Below are 15,870 nucleotides of genomic sequence, written 5' to 3'. Positions count from 1 at the left end.
GTCATGTTTAATTAGAGACGATCATTTAATTCCTTACCTAATTTTTCGTAACCGGGCTTGCCCAACAAAGCAAACATGTTGGTCTTGTAAGCCTCAACGCCGGGTTGATTGAATGGGTTGATGCCATTCAAGTAGCCGGAAATTGAAACGGCAATTTCGAAGAAGTAGATCAAGTATCCCAGGGTGTAAGGGGTTTGGTCCGGAATGTGAACACTCATATTCGGAACGTTACCGTCGGTATGGGCCAGGACCACGCCTTCAAAAGCTTTGGTATTGGCAAAGTCCATGGTTCGGCCTTCCAAATACTTCAAGCCGTCCAGGTTATCCGCTTCCTTGGGAATATCCTCATCGTGGTTGGGATGATCAACCTTAACAACGGTCTCCATTAAGTTTCGCAGACCTTCCTGGATGTATTGGCCTAAGGAATGCAGATCAGTCGTGAAGTTGGCGGATGAAGGGTAGATCCCTTTTTGATCCTTACCTTCGGATTCACCCATTAATTGCTTCCACCATTCAGCCAGGTACTGCATGTTGGGTTCATAGTTTTCCAGCAATTCGGTTGTGAAGCCCTTGCGGTATAAAATATTCCGGTAGGCAGCGTACTGATAGGCTTCGTTCTTGGTCAAATCCGGATCGGTATAAGCGTCGGCAGCGTCAGCGGCGCCCTTCATCAGGTCATCGATGCTGGCACCGGAAACGGCGATTGGCAGGAGGCCGACCGGTGTTAGTACGGAGTAACGGCCACCGACACCATCAGGGATGATGAAGGTTTCATAACCGTTGGCATCGGCTTCTTGGCGCAAAGCGCCATGAGCTTTATCCGTTGTCGCATAAATTCGTTCCTTGGCCCCTTCGGCACCATACTTTTGAATCAGCTTATCCTTGAAGATTCGAAAGGCAATGGAAGGTTCCGTGGTGGTACCGGACTTGGAAATAACGTTAACGGAGAAGTCCCGGTCGCCAATGAGATGAAGCAGGTCATAGACGTACGATGGGCTGAGTGAATTACCGGCAAAGAAGACCTGAGGGAATTCACGCTGGTCGTCGGGCAGGTAGTTGAAGAAGGTATCGTTGAGAAAATCAACGGCCATCTTGGCTCCCAGATAGGAACCACCAATTCCGATGACAACTAAAACCTTGGAGTCGCCCTGAATCTTTTTAGCTGCCTGTTTGATACGGGCAAATTCGGCTTTGTCATAGTCTTTGGGCAGGGTTAACCAATCCCGAAAATCACTACCGGCACCGGTGCCTTGACGAACCTCGGCATCAGCAGCGGTGACCATAGCCTGCATTTCGCCCAACTCGTTGTCATGGACGAATTTTGATAATTTTGAACTGTCAAATGAAATATGTGCCACTATAATTTCCTCCTCTGAAAACATAAGCGCTTAACTTAATATTATCATCAAATTAAACGCTTATTGCTCAAAATATTCTTTTATTTACAGAATTTGACAAAATTCGATGGTTTCTTGATTTGGTCCAAGAATATTGAAATAACGAATGCCCTTTTCCCAGAAGGAAGGAATGGATTGAATTTCATGATCAACCAAGTCCAAACCTTGTGCTTTGGCATCGGCAAAGGCTTTTTCAACATCCGGCGTATTCAATGAAATGTGGTTAATAGCGCCGGCCTTCATTGCCACCGGATCGCCTTCCCATGTTTCGATGGTCAGGTTGCCAAATCTCATGAACGCACAACGATTTTCACCGTTGTGGAACAAACCGGCCTGGTCGAAACCAAGTGATTCATAAAAAGCAATTGTTTTATCTAAATCTTTTGAAGGAATTCCAACGTGTTGAATTCCTGTAATATCATCTTTGATAGCCATGATAAGCTTCCTTTCAAATCAACGTTCACTTATTCTTCTGATTTTCCGACATCCAGTGCCTGATGTTTCAAGCTTGGAAAGACTCTTGTATCCGCGATTCCGGTGATACCACCCTGGAATAGGAATGCAAAAATGGTTCCGATACCAAAGTTTGTGAATTGTTTGGTAATGATGAAGGCGATAATTGCCATAATTGTAGGCGGAATATAAGAAGCCCACATTGCAACATTGGCATTTCCCTTAAAATATTTGAAACGTAGAATCTGCATTAAATCATCAGCAGGGTGCAAGACTAAATTGACCCGTTGATAGATTGAAATCGCTGTTCCGATGAGCGCAACGCCAAAGAAGTTAAGCAGAATGTAGAAGATAATCATTCCGGTTGAATTAGCGTCCGGAAGCCCTTTGAAGAATGAGTATTTACCAATAAAGAAATCTTCAAAGATTTGAATCAATGCGGAGAAGGGAACCATGAAGATTAAATTTCCAAGAGCCCGTCGCCAGCTCCAATGACCAACCAGAATGGCATTTAGAATTGTAATGACAACTCCTAAAATCAGGAATGCCCAGAACAGGTTCCACCCAAAGGCAACACTTAAGTTGGCTTCGGCGGCTGTCCAATAGGCCGATCCTAAATAGGAGGGGTGGATTTTTGCGCTGGTAACAAGTGTCAGAACGTTTCCGGCAGAGTTAATTACTAAGGAAATGACGAAGTAAATAATCGATGTGGTCATCGATATCGTTCGGCCATTTAATACTTGAGAATCGTTCATCTCAGCCTCCTCGTTGTTTTGCATGGGTAACTAGTCACCTACTTTAACGACAGCTTTTGAGGCAACTTTAGTCTTACCTTGAAGAACGCCTTCGACTTGGTCAAGAGATAATTCATCGGTGATTAATGATTCAACATCCAACTTACCGCTTTGAAGTAACGCAATTGAGTCTTCAAATGAGTTAGGGTTGATGAATGATCCTTGGATAGTTAATTGTTTTTGGTAAACTTCGTAAGTGTTCATTTCAAAGTGAGCGTCAGGCTTACCAACACCGAACATCAATACTTGGGCACCTTTACGGGTTGCTTCAACGGCTTGTTCCTGAGTTTGTGGTAAACCAACGGCTTCAATAACAACGTCGTAGTTTGCAGGAATGGCATCACGAGTTGTGTTATAAGTGTTCTTAACACCGAATTGTTCTTTGTTACGCTTTAACTTTTCGTCAACGATTCCGGCAAGGTCAACTTGGTGAACACCATATGCTTGAAGAATTTGAGCAAATAATTGACCCATGAAGCCGTCACCAATAACCAAGGCACGTTGATAAGGTGTGAGGTGAAGTAATTTGATACCATGAACGGCACATGAAATTGGTTCAACCGTAGCGGCAGCTTTTAACGAAACATCATCAGGAATTGGGTAAACAACAGTTGCTGGAGCAGTGAATGACTTCTCCAAACCACCATTTCGGGTAACACCAACGGCTGATAGGTTCTCACAGAGTTCGGGACGGTCGGTATGGCAGTAGAAGCATTGACCACAGTAAATGTTAGGGTCAACAGTTACTCGGTCGCCAACTTTAACATTGGTGACATCGGCACCAACTTCAGCGACAATTCCTGAGTTTTCGTGACCGAAAACAATTGGAGGAACGGCATCGGCAGATCCTGGAAGGCCGTTGTACAAAGCATGGTCGGTTCCACAGATACCTGCGTATGCGGTATTGATACGAACTTCGTTAGGTTTTACCTTTGGGGTATCAATATCTTCGATTTCCATTTTTTTAACATCAGTAAATACAAGTGCTTTCATGAAATATAATCTCCTTTAAATATAAAGCGTTAACACAAACGTTTGTGTTTTCCAGTAAAAAAATTATTTGTTCAATTCTTCAACTGCTAAAGCGAAGTCGCCAACAGTTGCGGAACCGTTGTTTTTAACCAATGGCATGACGATATATTTGTCTAAATCGCCAACATCAACGTAGTCATTCAATAGGTCTTTGAACTGTGCCCGGACTTTCTTCAGGAAGGGTTCACTGACAACACCGCCACCAAATACAATTTTAGCTGGCCGGAATAACAGTGTTTCTTGAATAGCAGCTTGAGCAACGTAGAAAGCCATGATGTCCCAGACGTGATCGGTAAGTGGAATATCCTGTCCCTTTTTACCGGTCCGTGCTTCGAAAGTCGGCCCACTGACCAAACCTTCTAGACAATCCCCGTGATATGGACAAATCCCCTTGAAGTCCATGTCGTCTGGATGACGTTTCAAGCGAACGTGACCAACTTCAGGATGACCAATGTCACCAATGAAATGGCCGTTAACAATTTCACCGGCACCAACACCAGTTCCAATCGTAAAGTAAACCAATGACTCAATCTTTTCGTTAAAAAGTGTTGCCATGACGTACTCGCCATATGCAGAACCGTTAACATCAGTTGTCCAGGAAATCGGGAGATCGAAATCTTCCTTTAACCGGCCAACAAAATCGGTATTGGCCCATCCCGGTTTAGGTGTGTTGGTAATGTAACCATACTTTGGTGAATTTTTACGAAGTTCAATGGGGCCGAACGATGAAACTGCGATTGCTTGTAAGTCTTTAAACTGTTTAAAGTAGTCGACGGTTTTTTGTAAGGTCTCCTCTGGTGTTGTTGTTTTGATGTGCACACTGTCGATAATTCGGTAATCTTCATTTCCAACGGCACAAACAAATTTAGTACCACCAGCTTCAATACTTCCAAGTAACATTAATTGTCACCACCTTTAATTTAATCCTCAAATGATTCCCTTGTGAATCATGATTCAATATAACACAATTTTTTAAGATGTAAATGAAAATAGGCTCAACTTGATCGAGACTTATTTTCATTAAAACCTTTTGGGTCTAGACCAAACTGGAAAAATAGGTGAAAAAAATGGGTAAAACTTTTTTTGTAAATTTTTTTCTAAGCGGGTAATACACGCCGTATATGATTATTTTAGTGTTTTTACTTCGCCATTCACTCGAATTTTGAAAGCGGTATGAAAAAATCTTTCACAATCTTTATTAATCGCTACCATTCGCTTAATAACAGCATGAAAACGTTATTATCATTAAAAATAAGTGTGCAACCGGTTGCATTAAGTCGAAAACGATGTCATAATATCATCGTTAAAGCAATTATTGATTTTTAAGATTAAGACTTGGAGGAACAAATCATGGAGGAACGAAGTGCAGAAGCTGCAACTAAGAAGTCTGGGTTACCCAAACTTCCTGCCAGTACCATTTGGATGATCAATTTTGGTTTCTTGGGCGTTCAGATGGCCTTTACGCTGCAAAGCTCTCAAATGAGCCGAATTTTTCAAACAATTGGTGCGGATCCAAATAAACTTGGCTGGTTTTTCATTTTACCGCCACTGGCCGGGTTAATTGTTCAGCCAATTATCGGGTATTATTCAGACAGAACCTGGGCACCGAGATTGGGTGGACGTCGCTTGCCATATTTGGCCTTAGGCACGTTAATCGCGATTATTGTGATGTGTCTGCTCCCTAATTCCGGTAGTTTTGGATTCGGATATGCGTCAATTACTGCCTTATTATTCGGGGCCGTTACAGTTGCTCTTTTAGATGTTTCGTCAAACATTGCCATGCAGCCATTTAAGATGATGGTGGGTGATATGGTAAATGATGATCAGAAGAGTTACGCATATGGTATTCAAAGCTTCTTATCAAATGGTGGTGCGGTTATCGCCGCAATTTTCCCATTCCTGTTTACCGCATTCGGTATTGCCAATACCGCTAAAAAGGGTGTTGTGCCACAATCAGTTGTCATTTCATTCTATGTTGGTGCGGTTATCCTGTTATTGACGAGTTTACTAACGATTTTTAAGGTTCACGAGTATGATCCTAAAACCTATGCCAAGTATCATGGTATTTCTGAAGAAGCCAACACAACCGGTGGTAACTGGTTTGCACTTTTGAAGAAAGCACCAAAGGTTTTTTGGACCGTGACACTGGTTCAATTCTTCTGCTGGGTTGCTTTCCAGTACTTATGGACTTACGCGGCCGGTGCGATTGCCCACAACGTTTGGAACACAACCAACGCTGCATCAACCGGCTATCAGGCTGCTGGTAACTGGTATGGTGTTCTGGCTGCCGTTCAGTCAATTGCTGCCGTTGTTTGGTCATATGTTTTGGCCAAAGTACCCAATAATCATCATAAATTGGGTTATGCACTCAGTCTTGGTCTGGGTGCCGTCGGTTTCTTGTCCGTCTTCTTTATCCATTCGCAATCCGCATTAATCGTTTCGTTTGTCTTGGTTGGAATGGCTTGGGCAGCAATGAACACTTATCCATTAACTATGATTACCAACGCGTTGTCCGGTGAACACATGGGCACTTATCTTGGCTTGTTTAACGGTTCAATTTGTTTACCACAGATTGTTGCTTCACTTGCCAGCTTTGGATTATTCCCGTTACTTGGAAACGCACAGGAAAACATGTTCTTATTTGCCGGAGTAGTTATGGCAATTGGGGCATTATCAGTCGGTTTAATTAAAGAAACTTATAAAGCTTAATTAAGAAAGGATTCATACAAATGAAGAGAATTTTTGACGTTCAACCTTGGCACATTGTAACGAATGAGTTTAATCCCGATAATAAACGCCTTCAAGAGTCAATGACCAGTCTTGGAAACGGTTATATGGGGATGCGGGGATTCTTTGAAGAGGACTATAGCGGCGATAGTTTGGCCGGCTTGTACTTGGGTGGTGTCTGGTATCCTGACAAAACCCGGGTCGGCTGGTGGAAGAACGGTTATCCGGACTATTTTGGAAAAGTTGTCAACGCAGTTAATTTCATTAAGATGAATGTTAAAATCAATGGTGACAAAATTGATTTGGCAAAAGACCAATTTAGCGATTTTAAATTAGATCTGGACATGCAGCATTCTATTCTGACACGTTCGTTCACAGTTACAAAAGGTGATGCTAAAGTTGCCGTTACGTTCGAGCGTTTTCTAAGTGTGGCACAACAGGAATTATCCGTTCAAAGGCTGACGTTAAAGAATGTTGGCACAACAAAAGCAACTGTTACGGTGGATTCTGCGATTGATGCCGATGTTAAGAACGAAGACGCAAACTATGACGAGCGATTCTGGAACGTGGTTTCTACCGAACAGAAACCGGATTCCGGAAATGTGATTGCACAAACCACACCAAATCCGTTTGGGACACCACAATTCACATCTGCAATGGAAATGCGTCATGTTTCCGATTTAAAGACGGTTTCCGTGGCACAACCCAACGATAAGGAAGTTGTTAACGAATTTACGGGTGAACTGGCACCGGACCAAAGTGCCAAGTTGGAAAAACGCGTTATTGTAACGACTTCACGGGACTATCAAACAAACGATGACCTGATTGCTGCCATGCATCAATTGAGTGATCGGGTTGCCGAAAAAACATATGAAGATTTATTTGATGCCCATGCCAAAATTTGGGAAGAACGTTGGAATAAATCTGATATCGAAATTGACGGTGATACTGCCGCACAGCAGGGTATCCGGTTTAATATGTTTGAACTGTTCTCAACCTATTATGGTGAAGATGCCCGTTTAAATATCGGACCAAAGGGATTTACCGGCGAGAAGTACGGTGGTGCCACATATTGGGATACGGAAGCTTTTGCAGTTCCGGTTTACCTTGGGATTACGGATCCAAAAGTGACACGAAATCTGTTGATGTATCGCTATAAACAACTGGATGGTGCCTACCATAATGCCAAACAACAGGGACTTAAAGGTGCCTTATTCCCAATGGTGACCTTCGATGGTATTGAATGTCATAATGAGTGGGAAATTACCTTTGAAGAAATTCATCGAAATGGCGACATTGCCTTTGCGATTTACAATTACACACGTTATACCGGTGACGAGTCTTACGTGTTGAATGAGGGATCCAAGGTATTGACCGAAATTTCTAAATTCTGGGCTGATCGGGTTCACTTCAGCCAACGAAAACAGCAATACATGATTCATGGTGTCACCGGACCGGATGAGTATGAAAATAACGTTGATAATAATTGGTATACCAACATTTTGGCTCAATGGACACTGAAATATACGTTGGAAATCTTAAAAAAGGTTTCGCCGGAACAAGCCGAAAAATTAGCGGTGACCGATGAGGAAAAGAAACACTGGCAGGATATTGTGGACAGAATGTATCTGCCTTATGACAAAAAATTGAATATCTTTGTGCAACATGATGGCTTTCTTGATAAAGATATTCAACCGGTTTCGGCTATTCCTGCCGATCAATTGCCGATCAACCAGCACTGGTCATGGGATAAGATCCTCCGTTCACCATATATCAAGCAAGGTGATGTCCTTCAGGGAATTTGGGACTTTATTGATGATTACACACCAGAGCAGAAAAAAGCCAACTATGATTTCTATGAACCATTAACCGTTCATGAATCCAGCTTATCTGCCGCAATTCATTCCGTACTTGCTGCGGATTTGCATTATGAAGATAAAGCCGTTGAATTATATGAACGGACGGCTCGATTGGATTTGGACAATTATAACAACGATACCGATGACGGCCTGCACGTAACGGCTATGACCGGTGGTTGGATCGCCGTTGTTCAAGGATTTGCCGGGATGCGGGTTCGTGACGGTCAGTTGCACTATGCACCATTTTTACCTAAGAAGTGGCATCGTTATTCATTCAGACAGGTCTTCCGCGGCCGTTTGATTGAGGTTAACGTTGATCAAAAAGGTGCTCAATTTAAACTGATTGAGGGAGACCCGATTACGATTGATGTGGCCGGCAAGGCATTGAAGTTAACTAAATAATTTTTAAGGGGAATTGGGATAGAGACTATCTTGATTCTCTTTTTTTGATGTATAACAACTAGTCGAATCAATTGACCTGGTTATCTGAATATCAGATACTAGTAGTGATTAATAAAGTTATTCTTCTGGTCAATTTTGACATGATCTGATAAATTGGAGGGATTTTTATGGCACTTTCGATTGGTGTAATTGGCGCCACCGGTATGGCCGGCAGTGCAATTACAAAAGAGGCACTTAAGCAGGGGCTGAATGTTAAAGCATTTGTTCGAAATGAGAGCAAGGCCAGAGACATGTTTGGCGATCAAGCAACTTATAGTGTCATTGATGTATTTGATATTCAAAAGCCTGATATCGCTGACTTAGATGTGGTTGTTGATGCCTTTTCACCTGGTCATGATCCCAGCAAGGCTCAACAACACATTGAATTAGCGGAGCATTTGGTAGATCTTGTCAAGGGGCAGGATAAGCCGCGGCTATTCTTTATTCTTGGTGCAGCCAGTCTTTACATTGGCAGTGGTCACCGGTTGATTGAGCGTCTTGAAGGGCTGCCCAACAAAGAGCAGTTTATTGCGACACCGCGGGCACAGTCCAAGGAATATGAATTTTTGTCCAACGTTAAAGATGTTAATTGGGTAGCTATTTCACCAAGCTCAAACTTTGTGCCAGGAGGCCTTGCCGATTATGAGCTTGGACACAATGATCTTTTAAGAAATGATGCGGGTAAGTCCGAGGTAACATCCGGAACGGTTGGAAAGGCCATCGTTGATGAAATTGTTAATCCTACACATCGGAATGAGCGGTTTACGGTGGTTAATAAATAAACAAATAAACAAATAAGTAGGTCACTGAAACTTAAAAACCAAGAATTACACTAAAAGTGTGCGGTTCTTGGTTTTCGAGTTTACCAGTAAGACTATAAAATTAGTGTTTCTAGATTAAGGGCTTCAAAAAGTTAGTACGGTAAACTTTTTGAAGCCCTTGTTTTTGTCATTTCTTGTTTTGGGGATGAAGAAACAAGATTATTGTCAGGCAGATTGAAAGTATAATGGTTACGAGAAACATGCCAGTAATGATTCCTAGCTTTTCCGCGTGATCCGGTACTTTGATTAATTTAAAGAAACTTATGTTTGATGGAATGATAATGGTATTTAAGAAAAGAAAAAATATGCTAGAAAGAACCGACCTTAGTAGCTTTTTATGTTTTTTAAAAGACTCCCAATTAGAGTATTTAGAGAACAAAATGCTGATGAGTACTACTAGGATCAGCAAAATTATGGTGTTATTGATGTACCATAAATTAAAAATAGTACCATAACTTACAATTGTGAGAGCCAGGATTAAATAATATGTAATTTGAGCTATTTTATTTGCTAGCAAGCTTCGTTTGTCTTGATCAGCATAGTGTTCCAATAGATTATCATCCCGTAAAAGATCATCTACTGATATTCCAAAGATATCACTTAATTGGGTGATGCTTTTTATATCGGGATAGCCTCGGCCGTTTTCCCATCCGGAAATTGTCTTTCTGGATAGGTGAAGTTCGTCGGCGAGGTCTTTTTGGGTTAAGTTTTTTTGCTTTCGACATTGTTTTATTTTTTCTGAAATACTCATTGGAACACCTTCCATAATAGGCTTTTTACATTATGTAACAATTATGAGACCAATGTCAAATTGCGTGTCTGGGTATTGTAGACACGTGATCCATTGTATTGTTTGTGATTACTGTGTAATCTGAATTCGTCAAGTGGAAGGAGGCAAGCTTTTATTGTTGTTTTAATACGTATATTGGCGATCATTTGGTAATTTTTATTATCAACGCCACAAATAGATTAGCACTGCGAAAAGTGTGATGGATAGTAATGCACGTAGTTCTCTAAACAGTCATGGCTGATTTCGTTTTATGGCGGAGAACATAAGCATGGCAATTAAAGATTTGTGAAGGAATGAGGAATTATAATGTTTAAAAAAGAAGTAGATGTAAATGCTGATAGGTTTGACACAAAAATAAATGAAATAATTGATACTAGCCAAAATGTTGACGTACTCGTTGATCATAAAACTAAAGTTCAATATTTAATTGTGTCTCAACGAGGGATCGGAGGCGGTGTCGGAGTTACGGTACTTGTTGATAAAGATGGCAAACCTTTACTCGCTGAATAAATGACAGAATAAGTATTAATTATTTCAAGGAGCGGAATTATGAAGCAAAAAGAAAGTTTATGGCAAAAAATTATCAGGCGTTTCTACGGTATGGATTCACCGCTAAATGATTATCAGCGGAAGCAAATTAATAGGATTGGAAATAATGCATTTCTGATTTTGTTTGGTTACATATTGACGTCTAATGTGGTTGTTGCTTTCCTTACGGTGACTCGCCAATCAGAAGTTTTAGTTGATTTTATATTCGTGAACATTTTATTTATATTGTTGCTCATTATAGGATATATTTTCCCGGCTATGAATAGGCTACACTTATACGATAAAGAGGTTTCCTCTGGAAATTATACTCAGATTCTAAAAGGGATTAGATGGCGTTCTGCTAGAGCAGGAATTTGGTTTTGTATATATATGTGGTTTGTTAACAGGGGATTAGATTGGTTCTTTGATGGCATTAGTTTTACCCAGGGCCTTCAGTCTTTCCATGGTTACTGGAGGGCTATTTTAGGTGGTGTAATCTTTGGATTTGGGATGTATATGTTTAAAAGAATTAACTCGAAGAAAAGAATTTAGAATGTTGTTTAGTGATCGGGAAGATTTTTATGGAAAGATTGCTGGATCATTCAGGCAAAAAAGTGATTACTGCTTTGGGGATGGTATTGATTGGTTTTACGAGTCTGTGTTTGGTGATCATTAATAATTAGTACAAAGCCATGCGTTAACATGTGCTTTTTATTTTTACTTTATTAGTAAAGAACGAGAAACAATAAACAATTTTCGAAAAATAACCATTAATTATCGTTTATCGATGATTTATAATCAAAATACATAAAGGAGATGCTTCATATGCCCAAAATTTTAAGTCGTGGATTAACTGTTATTTCTTTTTTGCCCAGCTGACATTTGTTCTTGTCCTTTTTTACTTTTTAGCACCAATCTATTACTTCTTTCAAGCTTTTCAAGGTAATATGGCTTCTGATATTTTAAAAAGTGATGATTTCTTGTTGGTCCCTAATCATTCTCATATTAGTCAGGCGTTGATTAATCAGTTTCCTGAATATATATACGCCATCTTAATGTCCATTGGCGTGATTCTAGCAACAATCAGTATTTTATATGAATTAAGAGCATTAATTAAGATCATCAGTAACCTTGGACAGAAAAAATACTTTACGGCTGAAAATGTTAAGTTAGTACGACTCTTTATTGTGTCACAAATTTACACTTTAGCTTGCGATCCCTTCCTTGCCGGAGCAAACCAACTTTCTACAAGTTATTTGGGTCGTGTAAATAATGGCGCTTTTAATGCGACTTGGAGTAATATACCGGACGATCTGATTACGCTTATTATCATTGGTGTTATTTATATTTTATTTAAATTAGCCGAACAAATGAAAAGGGAAAGTGACTTAACCGTTTAAAGAATTCAAAGGATGTGAATAATTCTTGATTAAAATTACCCTAAACGTCGTCATGGCACAGAGAAACATTTCTACCGGTGAATTAGCCAAAATGGTTGGCATTACGCCAACCAATATTTCGATTTTAAAAACCGGCAAAGCAAAGGCGATTCGTTTTAGTACGTTGGAAAAAATTTGTAAAGCACTAAAATGTCAGCCAGGGGATATCTTGGAATACGTTGACGAAGGAAGTGAATCTTCCACAAATTTAAGTGATTTTTGAATAGCACTTTTTTCAAAAACAATCACTTCTTAAAAGTAATTATCATTTTTCTACTGTATATCTATAAATAAATGGGATTGGTATAAAGATTTAGATAGCTTTTGGAAGAGCGTAAAATTCATGGTGGTCGTATGTGATGCTTAGACTGGCTGATTATGGAGGTATTTAAGGTATGGATAAATGGCGTTTAAATCATAAATTTTATAAAACGATTGACTTCTGGCTTGGACTGTTTTTTGTGATTACGGATGTAAAAGGGATTGTACCACAAGGTAATGTTAGTTTTGGGTTCTTTCTAGATTTAGGTGGTTTGATTATTGGTATCGTTCTTATATTAAGCGCTTTGTTAAAAAAAGTGCCTGGAGATAGTAAGTGATAATAATTCATTAGAGGTAGCCAATTTATTTAATAAATTGACTTGATGATTTAGAAGATTATAAATCAGACAGAATAACCCATGGATGCTCAACACCGAACCTTCTTTAATGAAAGGTGATTAAGCGTTTTGCTTTCTGATACGCTATCAAAAAGAAGACCATATAGCATGAAAGCCCTTATTTAATATCAGTATTTTTTGAATACTAATTGAATAAGCGCTTTTACATGAACTATTTGAATGTAAGTTGTTTATTGATAAACGGCAAAAAGTTTTGGAAAATCAGTTGTACCCAAGCCGGTTGCTTGATTATAAACAGTACCAGGCTGTCCGGTGTAGTAAAGATTGGAATTGTCAATTGTACTGTTTAGTGGGGTAAATGGTGAATTGTTTTTTTGGCCAATTGATAAATTTGTGGATTTCAAAATCCCATTTTTGAATGATTGGGCGCACTATTTATAACAGCTGCAACGGCGGCATATTGAGGCGCAACGATACTGGTACCACCGTTTCCATGTTTTTATTTTTGGTACATTTTGCGACTAAGAAGAATACCCAGTTGCTCAATAGTTTGAATAAAAAAAACCTGGAATGCAAAATATCGGGCTCAGCAGTTTAAAAAGTGGCAACAGTATATGAATGATCAAGCTGCTTATGCACCAGAAGAATTCAACTTATCCTGGACACCGGTTAAGGGATATAGTGTCACAACAGAAGGAACCAACGAGTTCTGGAGTAATCTATCATTGACTGCCACAAATCCAAAATAGGTTGAGACTGTAAATGAATGGTTTAATGAAAGCATCGCTTATAACAGCGGTGTTTTTGTTTTACCATCTAAATTTGGGATAAAATCAATGGTATAAAGTTGATCTGCTATATGTACTGAAAATGGCAAGACAAAAATCCGAAAACAGCTTTTTAAAAAGACTTGTAAAACCGGACAAATTTTATTTCTTGTATTGTGAGACCAATCAGTTAAAATGAGGTCAACTTCTGCTTAGCAATCTAAGTAGAAATTTTTTCGCCCTTTTATAAAAATTATCAGTATCGTTTTGCTATAAAGGTGTTTTGACATTGATGGAGTTTGGGAATAGAAAACGCCAGGTTGGCTTTACAATTAAGGAGATGGGAGATTCATGAGTACGATCAATTCAGAGCTTCAGAACAAGTTAAAAAAAGCTGCGGCGGTTAAAGCTGCAGATTATGTTAAAGACGGTATGATTGTTGGTCTTGGAAGTGGCTCAACGGTTACAATGCTGGTCGATGAGTTGGGACGACGGGTTCAGGAAAAAGGCCTGAAATTTACGGGCGTTTCCACGTCAATTTCAACAGCGAAGCAGGCTGAATCACTGGGAATAAAAATTGTTGATTTGGATTCGATTGACGCAATTGATTTAACCATTGATGGTGCCGACCAGGTTGATAGTGATTTCAACGGTATTAAAGGCGGTGGTGGAAACCTGCTTTGGGAAAAGATTGTGGCTGCCAATTCTAAAAAGCTTATTTGGATCGTAGACAAATCCAAAGTTGTTGACCGAATCGGCGCATTTCCACTAGCTGTTGACGTAGAACCTTTCGGTAGTCATCATGTTTTGAAAAAGTTTTCCGATGCCGGATTCAATCCGGTTGTCAGGACTGATAAGGACGGTAAGGTCTTTAAAACGGACTCAAATAACATCATTTTGGATCTCCACCTGCATGAAATTAACAACCCCGATAAACTGGCCGATACCTTAATTAACACGGTTGGCGTGGTTGAACACGGTTTGTTTTTAAATGCGGTTAATGAGGTTGTTGTGGGCAAAGAAGGAGCCCCTCAGATCCTGATTAATCCTAAAGCTGATCCATCCTATAAATAAAATGTCACGTTTTGGTTATTCATATTAAAATTGGTCGGGTAGAAGAGCCATATAACTGAGGTTCTTGACCGTTCAATCATAAAAATCCTATTAAACCAGTCTTGAAGATTAAAAGATCAGTTTAATAGGATTTTTGTTATAATGCATGTAGTGGAGGTATTTAATATGCTAAAAAAGAGTTTGTCGTTTCTGTTACTGTTGGGGGCTATTTTCCTCGGACTATTAAGTGTTGGCTCAGTATCTGCCAACACCATTCCAAGCAACTATTCTTTCGATGGCTCCAAATTTACGGGACCAATTCCGTATTATTCAAGTACTAAAAGCCAGAAAGCTTATATTTGGAATAATACCCAAACTAAACGAATTCATAATTTAAAAAACTATCCTAACACTGTCTGGTTGGTTTCCAAGGCATTCGTGAAGCCCGTTAAAGGTAAAAACGAAGTGTATTACAAGTTATATTCGGCATACAACAAAAAAGTTAAAGGGATTGCCTGGTACGGTTATTTCAAAAAAAGCATTATTAAGTTGCCGGTTCTCTTTAATAGCCAACAAGCCTACCTTAACGACCTAAATAGCAATAAAGCGCTAAAGTTAACTCGACTGGTTGCTAAGCTATTTCCAAATTCCAAAATTAATCTAAATTTGTCTAAAAGTTTGTATGTTTCTTTACCCCAAAAAACTTATTTATTGAACGAATTTACAAGTACTAAAGCTATAGATTTGAATTCGTTTAATAGCGAGGGAAATTATACTTACTATGAACGTATGGCACCCTCTAAAGCCGTTAAACTGATTGACCAAAGGCTTACAGAGCTGGGGTACGATCAAGACAAGAGAAATAGCATGTCTAATTACGACATTGGCTTAGACATTGTCGGCTATGCGGACTCTTATGATGACCAAAGGGGCTTTAACTTAGCTAATCAGTACCGATATCCAGTTACCTTACCAGACTTTCGGGACATGCGAGATTATGGAGCGTGCTCAATTCAATTGGGAATTCCCAAATAAAGTAAATAATATGTATCCCTTCCTTACTCAGGAAGGGCTTTTTTATCTAAAAAATAGATTTTTTAACGCTGTAAATATAATGGGTTTTATGACCAGATGGGCCTTGCTCAATCC

Annotated in this window: 17 protein-coding genes and 1 pseudogene; 11 read left to right on the top strand and 7 right to left on the bottom strand. The window is 39.7% G+C overall.

Going from position 1 to position 15,870, the window contains the following annotated elements; all coding sequences use genetic code 11:
• Positions 1 to 11: 11 nt before the first annotated feature.
• The 5 genes from GQR93_RS13585 to scrK all read right to left on the bottom strand — a co-directional run bounded on the left by GQR93_RS13585 (position 12) and on the right by scrK (position 4,576).
• A complete protein-coding gene (locus GQR93_RS13585) occupies positions 12 to 1,358 on the bottom strand; it encodes a glucose-6-phosphate isomerase (protein ID WP_040472583.1) in 1,347 nt (448 codons plus the stop codon).
• Positions 1,359 to 1,442: 84 nt separating this feature from the next.
• Positions 1,443 to 1,832: a VOC family protein gene (locus GQR93_RS13580; RefSeq protein ID WP_003550611.1), complete on the bottom strand. Its 390-nt coding sequence runs from the start codon at positions 1,830 to 1,832 to the stop codon at positions 1,443 to 1,445.
• A gap of 29 nt (positions 1,833 to 1,861) precedes the next feature.
• On the bottom strand, positions 1,862 to 2,629 hold the full coding sequence (locus GQR93_RS13575; protein WP_003550610.1) for a hypothetical protein: 768 nt from the start codon (positions 2,627 to 2,629) through the stop codon (positions 1,862 to 1,864).
• A 6-nt stretch (positions 2,630 to 2,635) separates the two neighbouring features.
• Positions 2,636 to 3,637 carry a zinc-dependent alcohol dehydrogenase family protein gene (locus tag GQR93_RS13570; protein ID WP_003550609.1) on the bottom strand — a complete coding sequence of 334 codons (1,002 nt, stop codon included), beginning with the start codon at positions 3,635 to 3,637 and terminating at the stop codon, positions 2,636 to 2,638.
• Positions 3,638 to 3,700: 63 nt separating this feature from the next.
• Positions 3,701 to 4,576, bottom strand: a complete 876-nt coding sequence (scrK, locus tag GQR93_RS13565; protein ID WP_003550608.1) for a fructokinase ScrK — start codon at positions 4,574 to 4,576, stop codon at positions 3,701 to 3,703.
• 450 nt (positions 4,577 to 5,026) lie between these two features.
• Here scrK and GQR93_RS13560 point away from each other — a divergent pair, with 450 nt between their 5' ends.
• The 3 genes from GQR93_RS13560 (at position 5,027) to GQR93_RS13550 (ending at position 9,485) form a co-directional block, all read left to right on the top strand.
• Positions 5,027 to 6,385: an SLC45 family MFS transporter gene (locus tag GQR93_RS13560; RefSeq protein ID WP_003550607.1), complete on the top strand. Its 1,359-nt coding sequence runs from the start codon at positions 5,027 to 5,029 to the stop codon at positions 6,383 to 6,385.
• A 20-nt stretch (positions 6,386 to 6,405) separates the two neighbouring features.
• Positions 6,406 to 8,664, top strand: a complete 2,259-nt coding sequence (locus GQR93_RS13555) for a glycoside hydrolase family 65 protein (protein WP_003550606.1) — start codon at positions 6,406 to 6,408, stop codon at positions 8,662 to 8,664.
• Between the two features lie 167 nt (positions 8,665 to 8,831).
• A complete protein-coding gene (locus GQR93_RS13550) occupies positions 8,832 to 9,485 on the top strand; it encodes an NAD(P)H-binding protein (RefSeq protein ID WP_003550605.1) in 654 nt (217 codons plus the stop codon).
• 166 nt (positions 9,486 to 9,651) lie between these two features.
• Here the strand turns inward: GQR93_RS13550 and GQR93_RS13545 are convergent, their stop codons facing one another.
• Positions 9,652 to 10,275, bottom strand: a complete 624-nt coding sequence (locus tag GQR93_RS13545; protein WP_035444145.1) for a helix-turn-helix domain-containing protein — start codon at positions 10,273 to 10,275, stop codon at positions 9,652 to 9,654.
• 345 nt (positions 10,276 to 10,620) lie between these two features.
• Between GQR93_RS13545 and GQR93_RS13540 the strand changes: the two genes are divergently transcribed.
• The 5 genes from GQR93_RS13540 (at position 10,621) to GQR93_RS13520 (ending at position 12,880) form a co-directional block, all read left to right on the top strand.
• Positions 10,621 to 10,824: a DUF6440 family protein gene (locus tag GQR93_RS13540; protein WP_003550601.1), complete on the top strand. Its 204-nt coding sequence runs from the start codon at positions 10,621 to 10,623 to the stop codon at positions 10,822 to 10,824.
• Positions 10,825 to 10,863: 39 nt separating this feature from the next.
• Positions 10,864 to 11,394 (top strand): DUF3278 domain-containing protein, encoded by a 531-nt coding sequence (locus GQR93_RS13535; RefSeq protein WP_003550599.1) that lies wholly within the window; start codon positions 10,864 to 10,866, stop codon positions 11,392 to 11,394.
• A gap of 395 nt (positions 11,395 to 11,789) precedes the next feature.
• Positions 11,790 to 12,242: a DUF2975 domain-containing protein gene (locus tag GQR93_RS13530; RefSeq protein WP_003550596.1), complete on the top strand. Its 453-nt coding sequence runs from the start codon at positions 11,790 to 11,792 to the stop codon at positions 12,240 to 12,242.
• A 52-nt stretch (positions 12,243 to 12,294) separates the two neighbouring features.
• Positions 12,295 to 12,504 carry a helix-turn-helix domain-containing protein gene (locus tag GQR93_RS13525; RefSeq protein ID WP_003550594.1) on the top strand — a complete coding sequence of 70 codons (210 nt, stop codon included), beginning with the start codon at positions 12,295 to 12,297 and terminating at the stop codon, positions 12,502 to 12,504.
• Between the two features lie 172 nt (positions 12,505 to 12,676).
• Entirely contained in the window at positions 12,677 to 12,880 is a 204-nt protein-coding gene (locus tag GQR93_RS13520) for a hypothetical protein (RefSeq protein WP_003550592.1), read from the top strand.
• 251 nt (positions 12,881 to 13,131) lie between these two features.
• On the opposite strand, the pseudogene GQR93_RS13515 reads toward GQR93_RS13520, so the two are convergent.
• Positions 13,132 to 13,391, bottom strand: a pseudogene (locus GQR93_RS13515) (S53 family peptidase); the annotation flags it as partial.
• 124 nt (positions 13,392 to 13,515) lie between these two features.
• Here GQR93_RS13515 and GQR93_RS15590 point away from each other — a divergent pair.
• From GQR93_RS15590 to GQR93_RS13500, 3 genes are all read left to right on the top strand, one after another.
• Positions 13,516 to 13,650, top strand: a complete 135-nt coding sequence (locus GQR93_RS15590) for a hypothetical protein (protein WP_003550588.1) — start codon at positions 13,516 to 13,518, stop codon at positions 13,648 to 13,650.
• Positions 13,651 to 14,019: 369 nt separating this feature from the next.
• Positions 14,020 to 14,742 carry a ribose-5-phosphate isomerase RpiA gene (rpiA, locus tag GQR93_RS13505; RefSeq protein WP_003550585.1) on the top strand — a complete coding sequence of 241 codons (723 nt, stop codon included), beginning with the start codon at positions 14,020 to 14,022 and terminating at the stop codon, positions 14,740 to 14,742.
• 165 nt (positions 14,743 to 14,907) lie between these two features.
• Positions 14,908 to 15,756 carry a D-alanyl-D-alanine carboxypeptidase gene (locus GQR93_RS13500; protein WP_225430344.1) on the top strand — a complete coding sequence of 283 codons (849 nt, stop codon included), beginning with the start codon at positions 14,908 to 14,910 and terminating at the stop codon, positions 15,754 to 15,756.
• Positions 15,757 to 15,870: the final 114 nt, after the last annotated feature.

The sequence above is a fragment of the Lentilactobacillus hilgardii genome (genome assembly GCF_009832765.1).
Lineage (GTDB): Bacteria > Bacillota > Bacilli > Lactobacillales > Lactobacillaceae > Lentilactobacillus > Lentilactobacillus hilgardii.
Note: the sequence above shows the minus strand (reverse complement) of the source record. Positions and strands in the feature narration are given on the sequence as shown.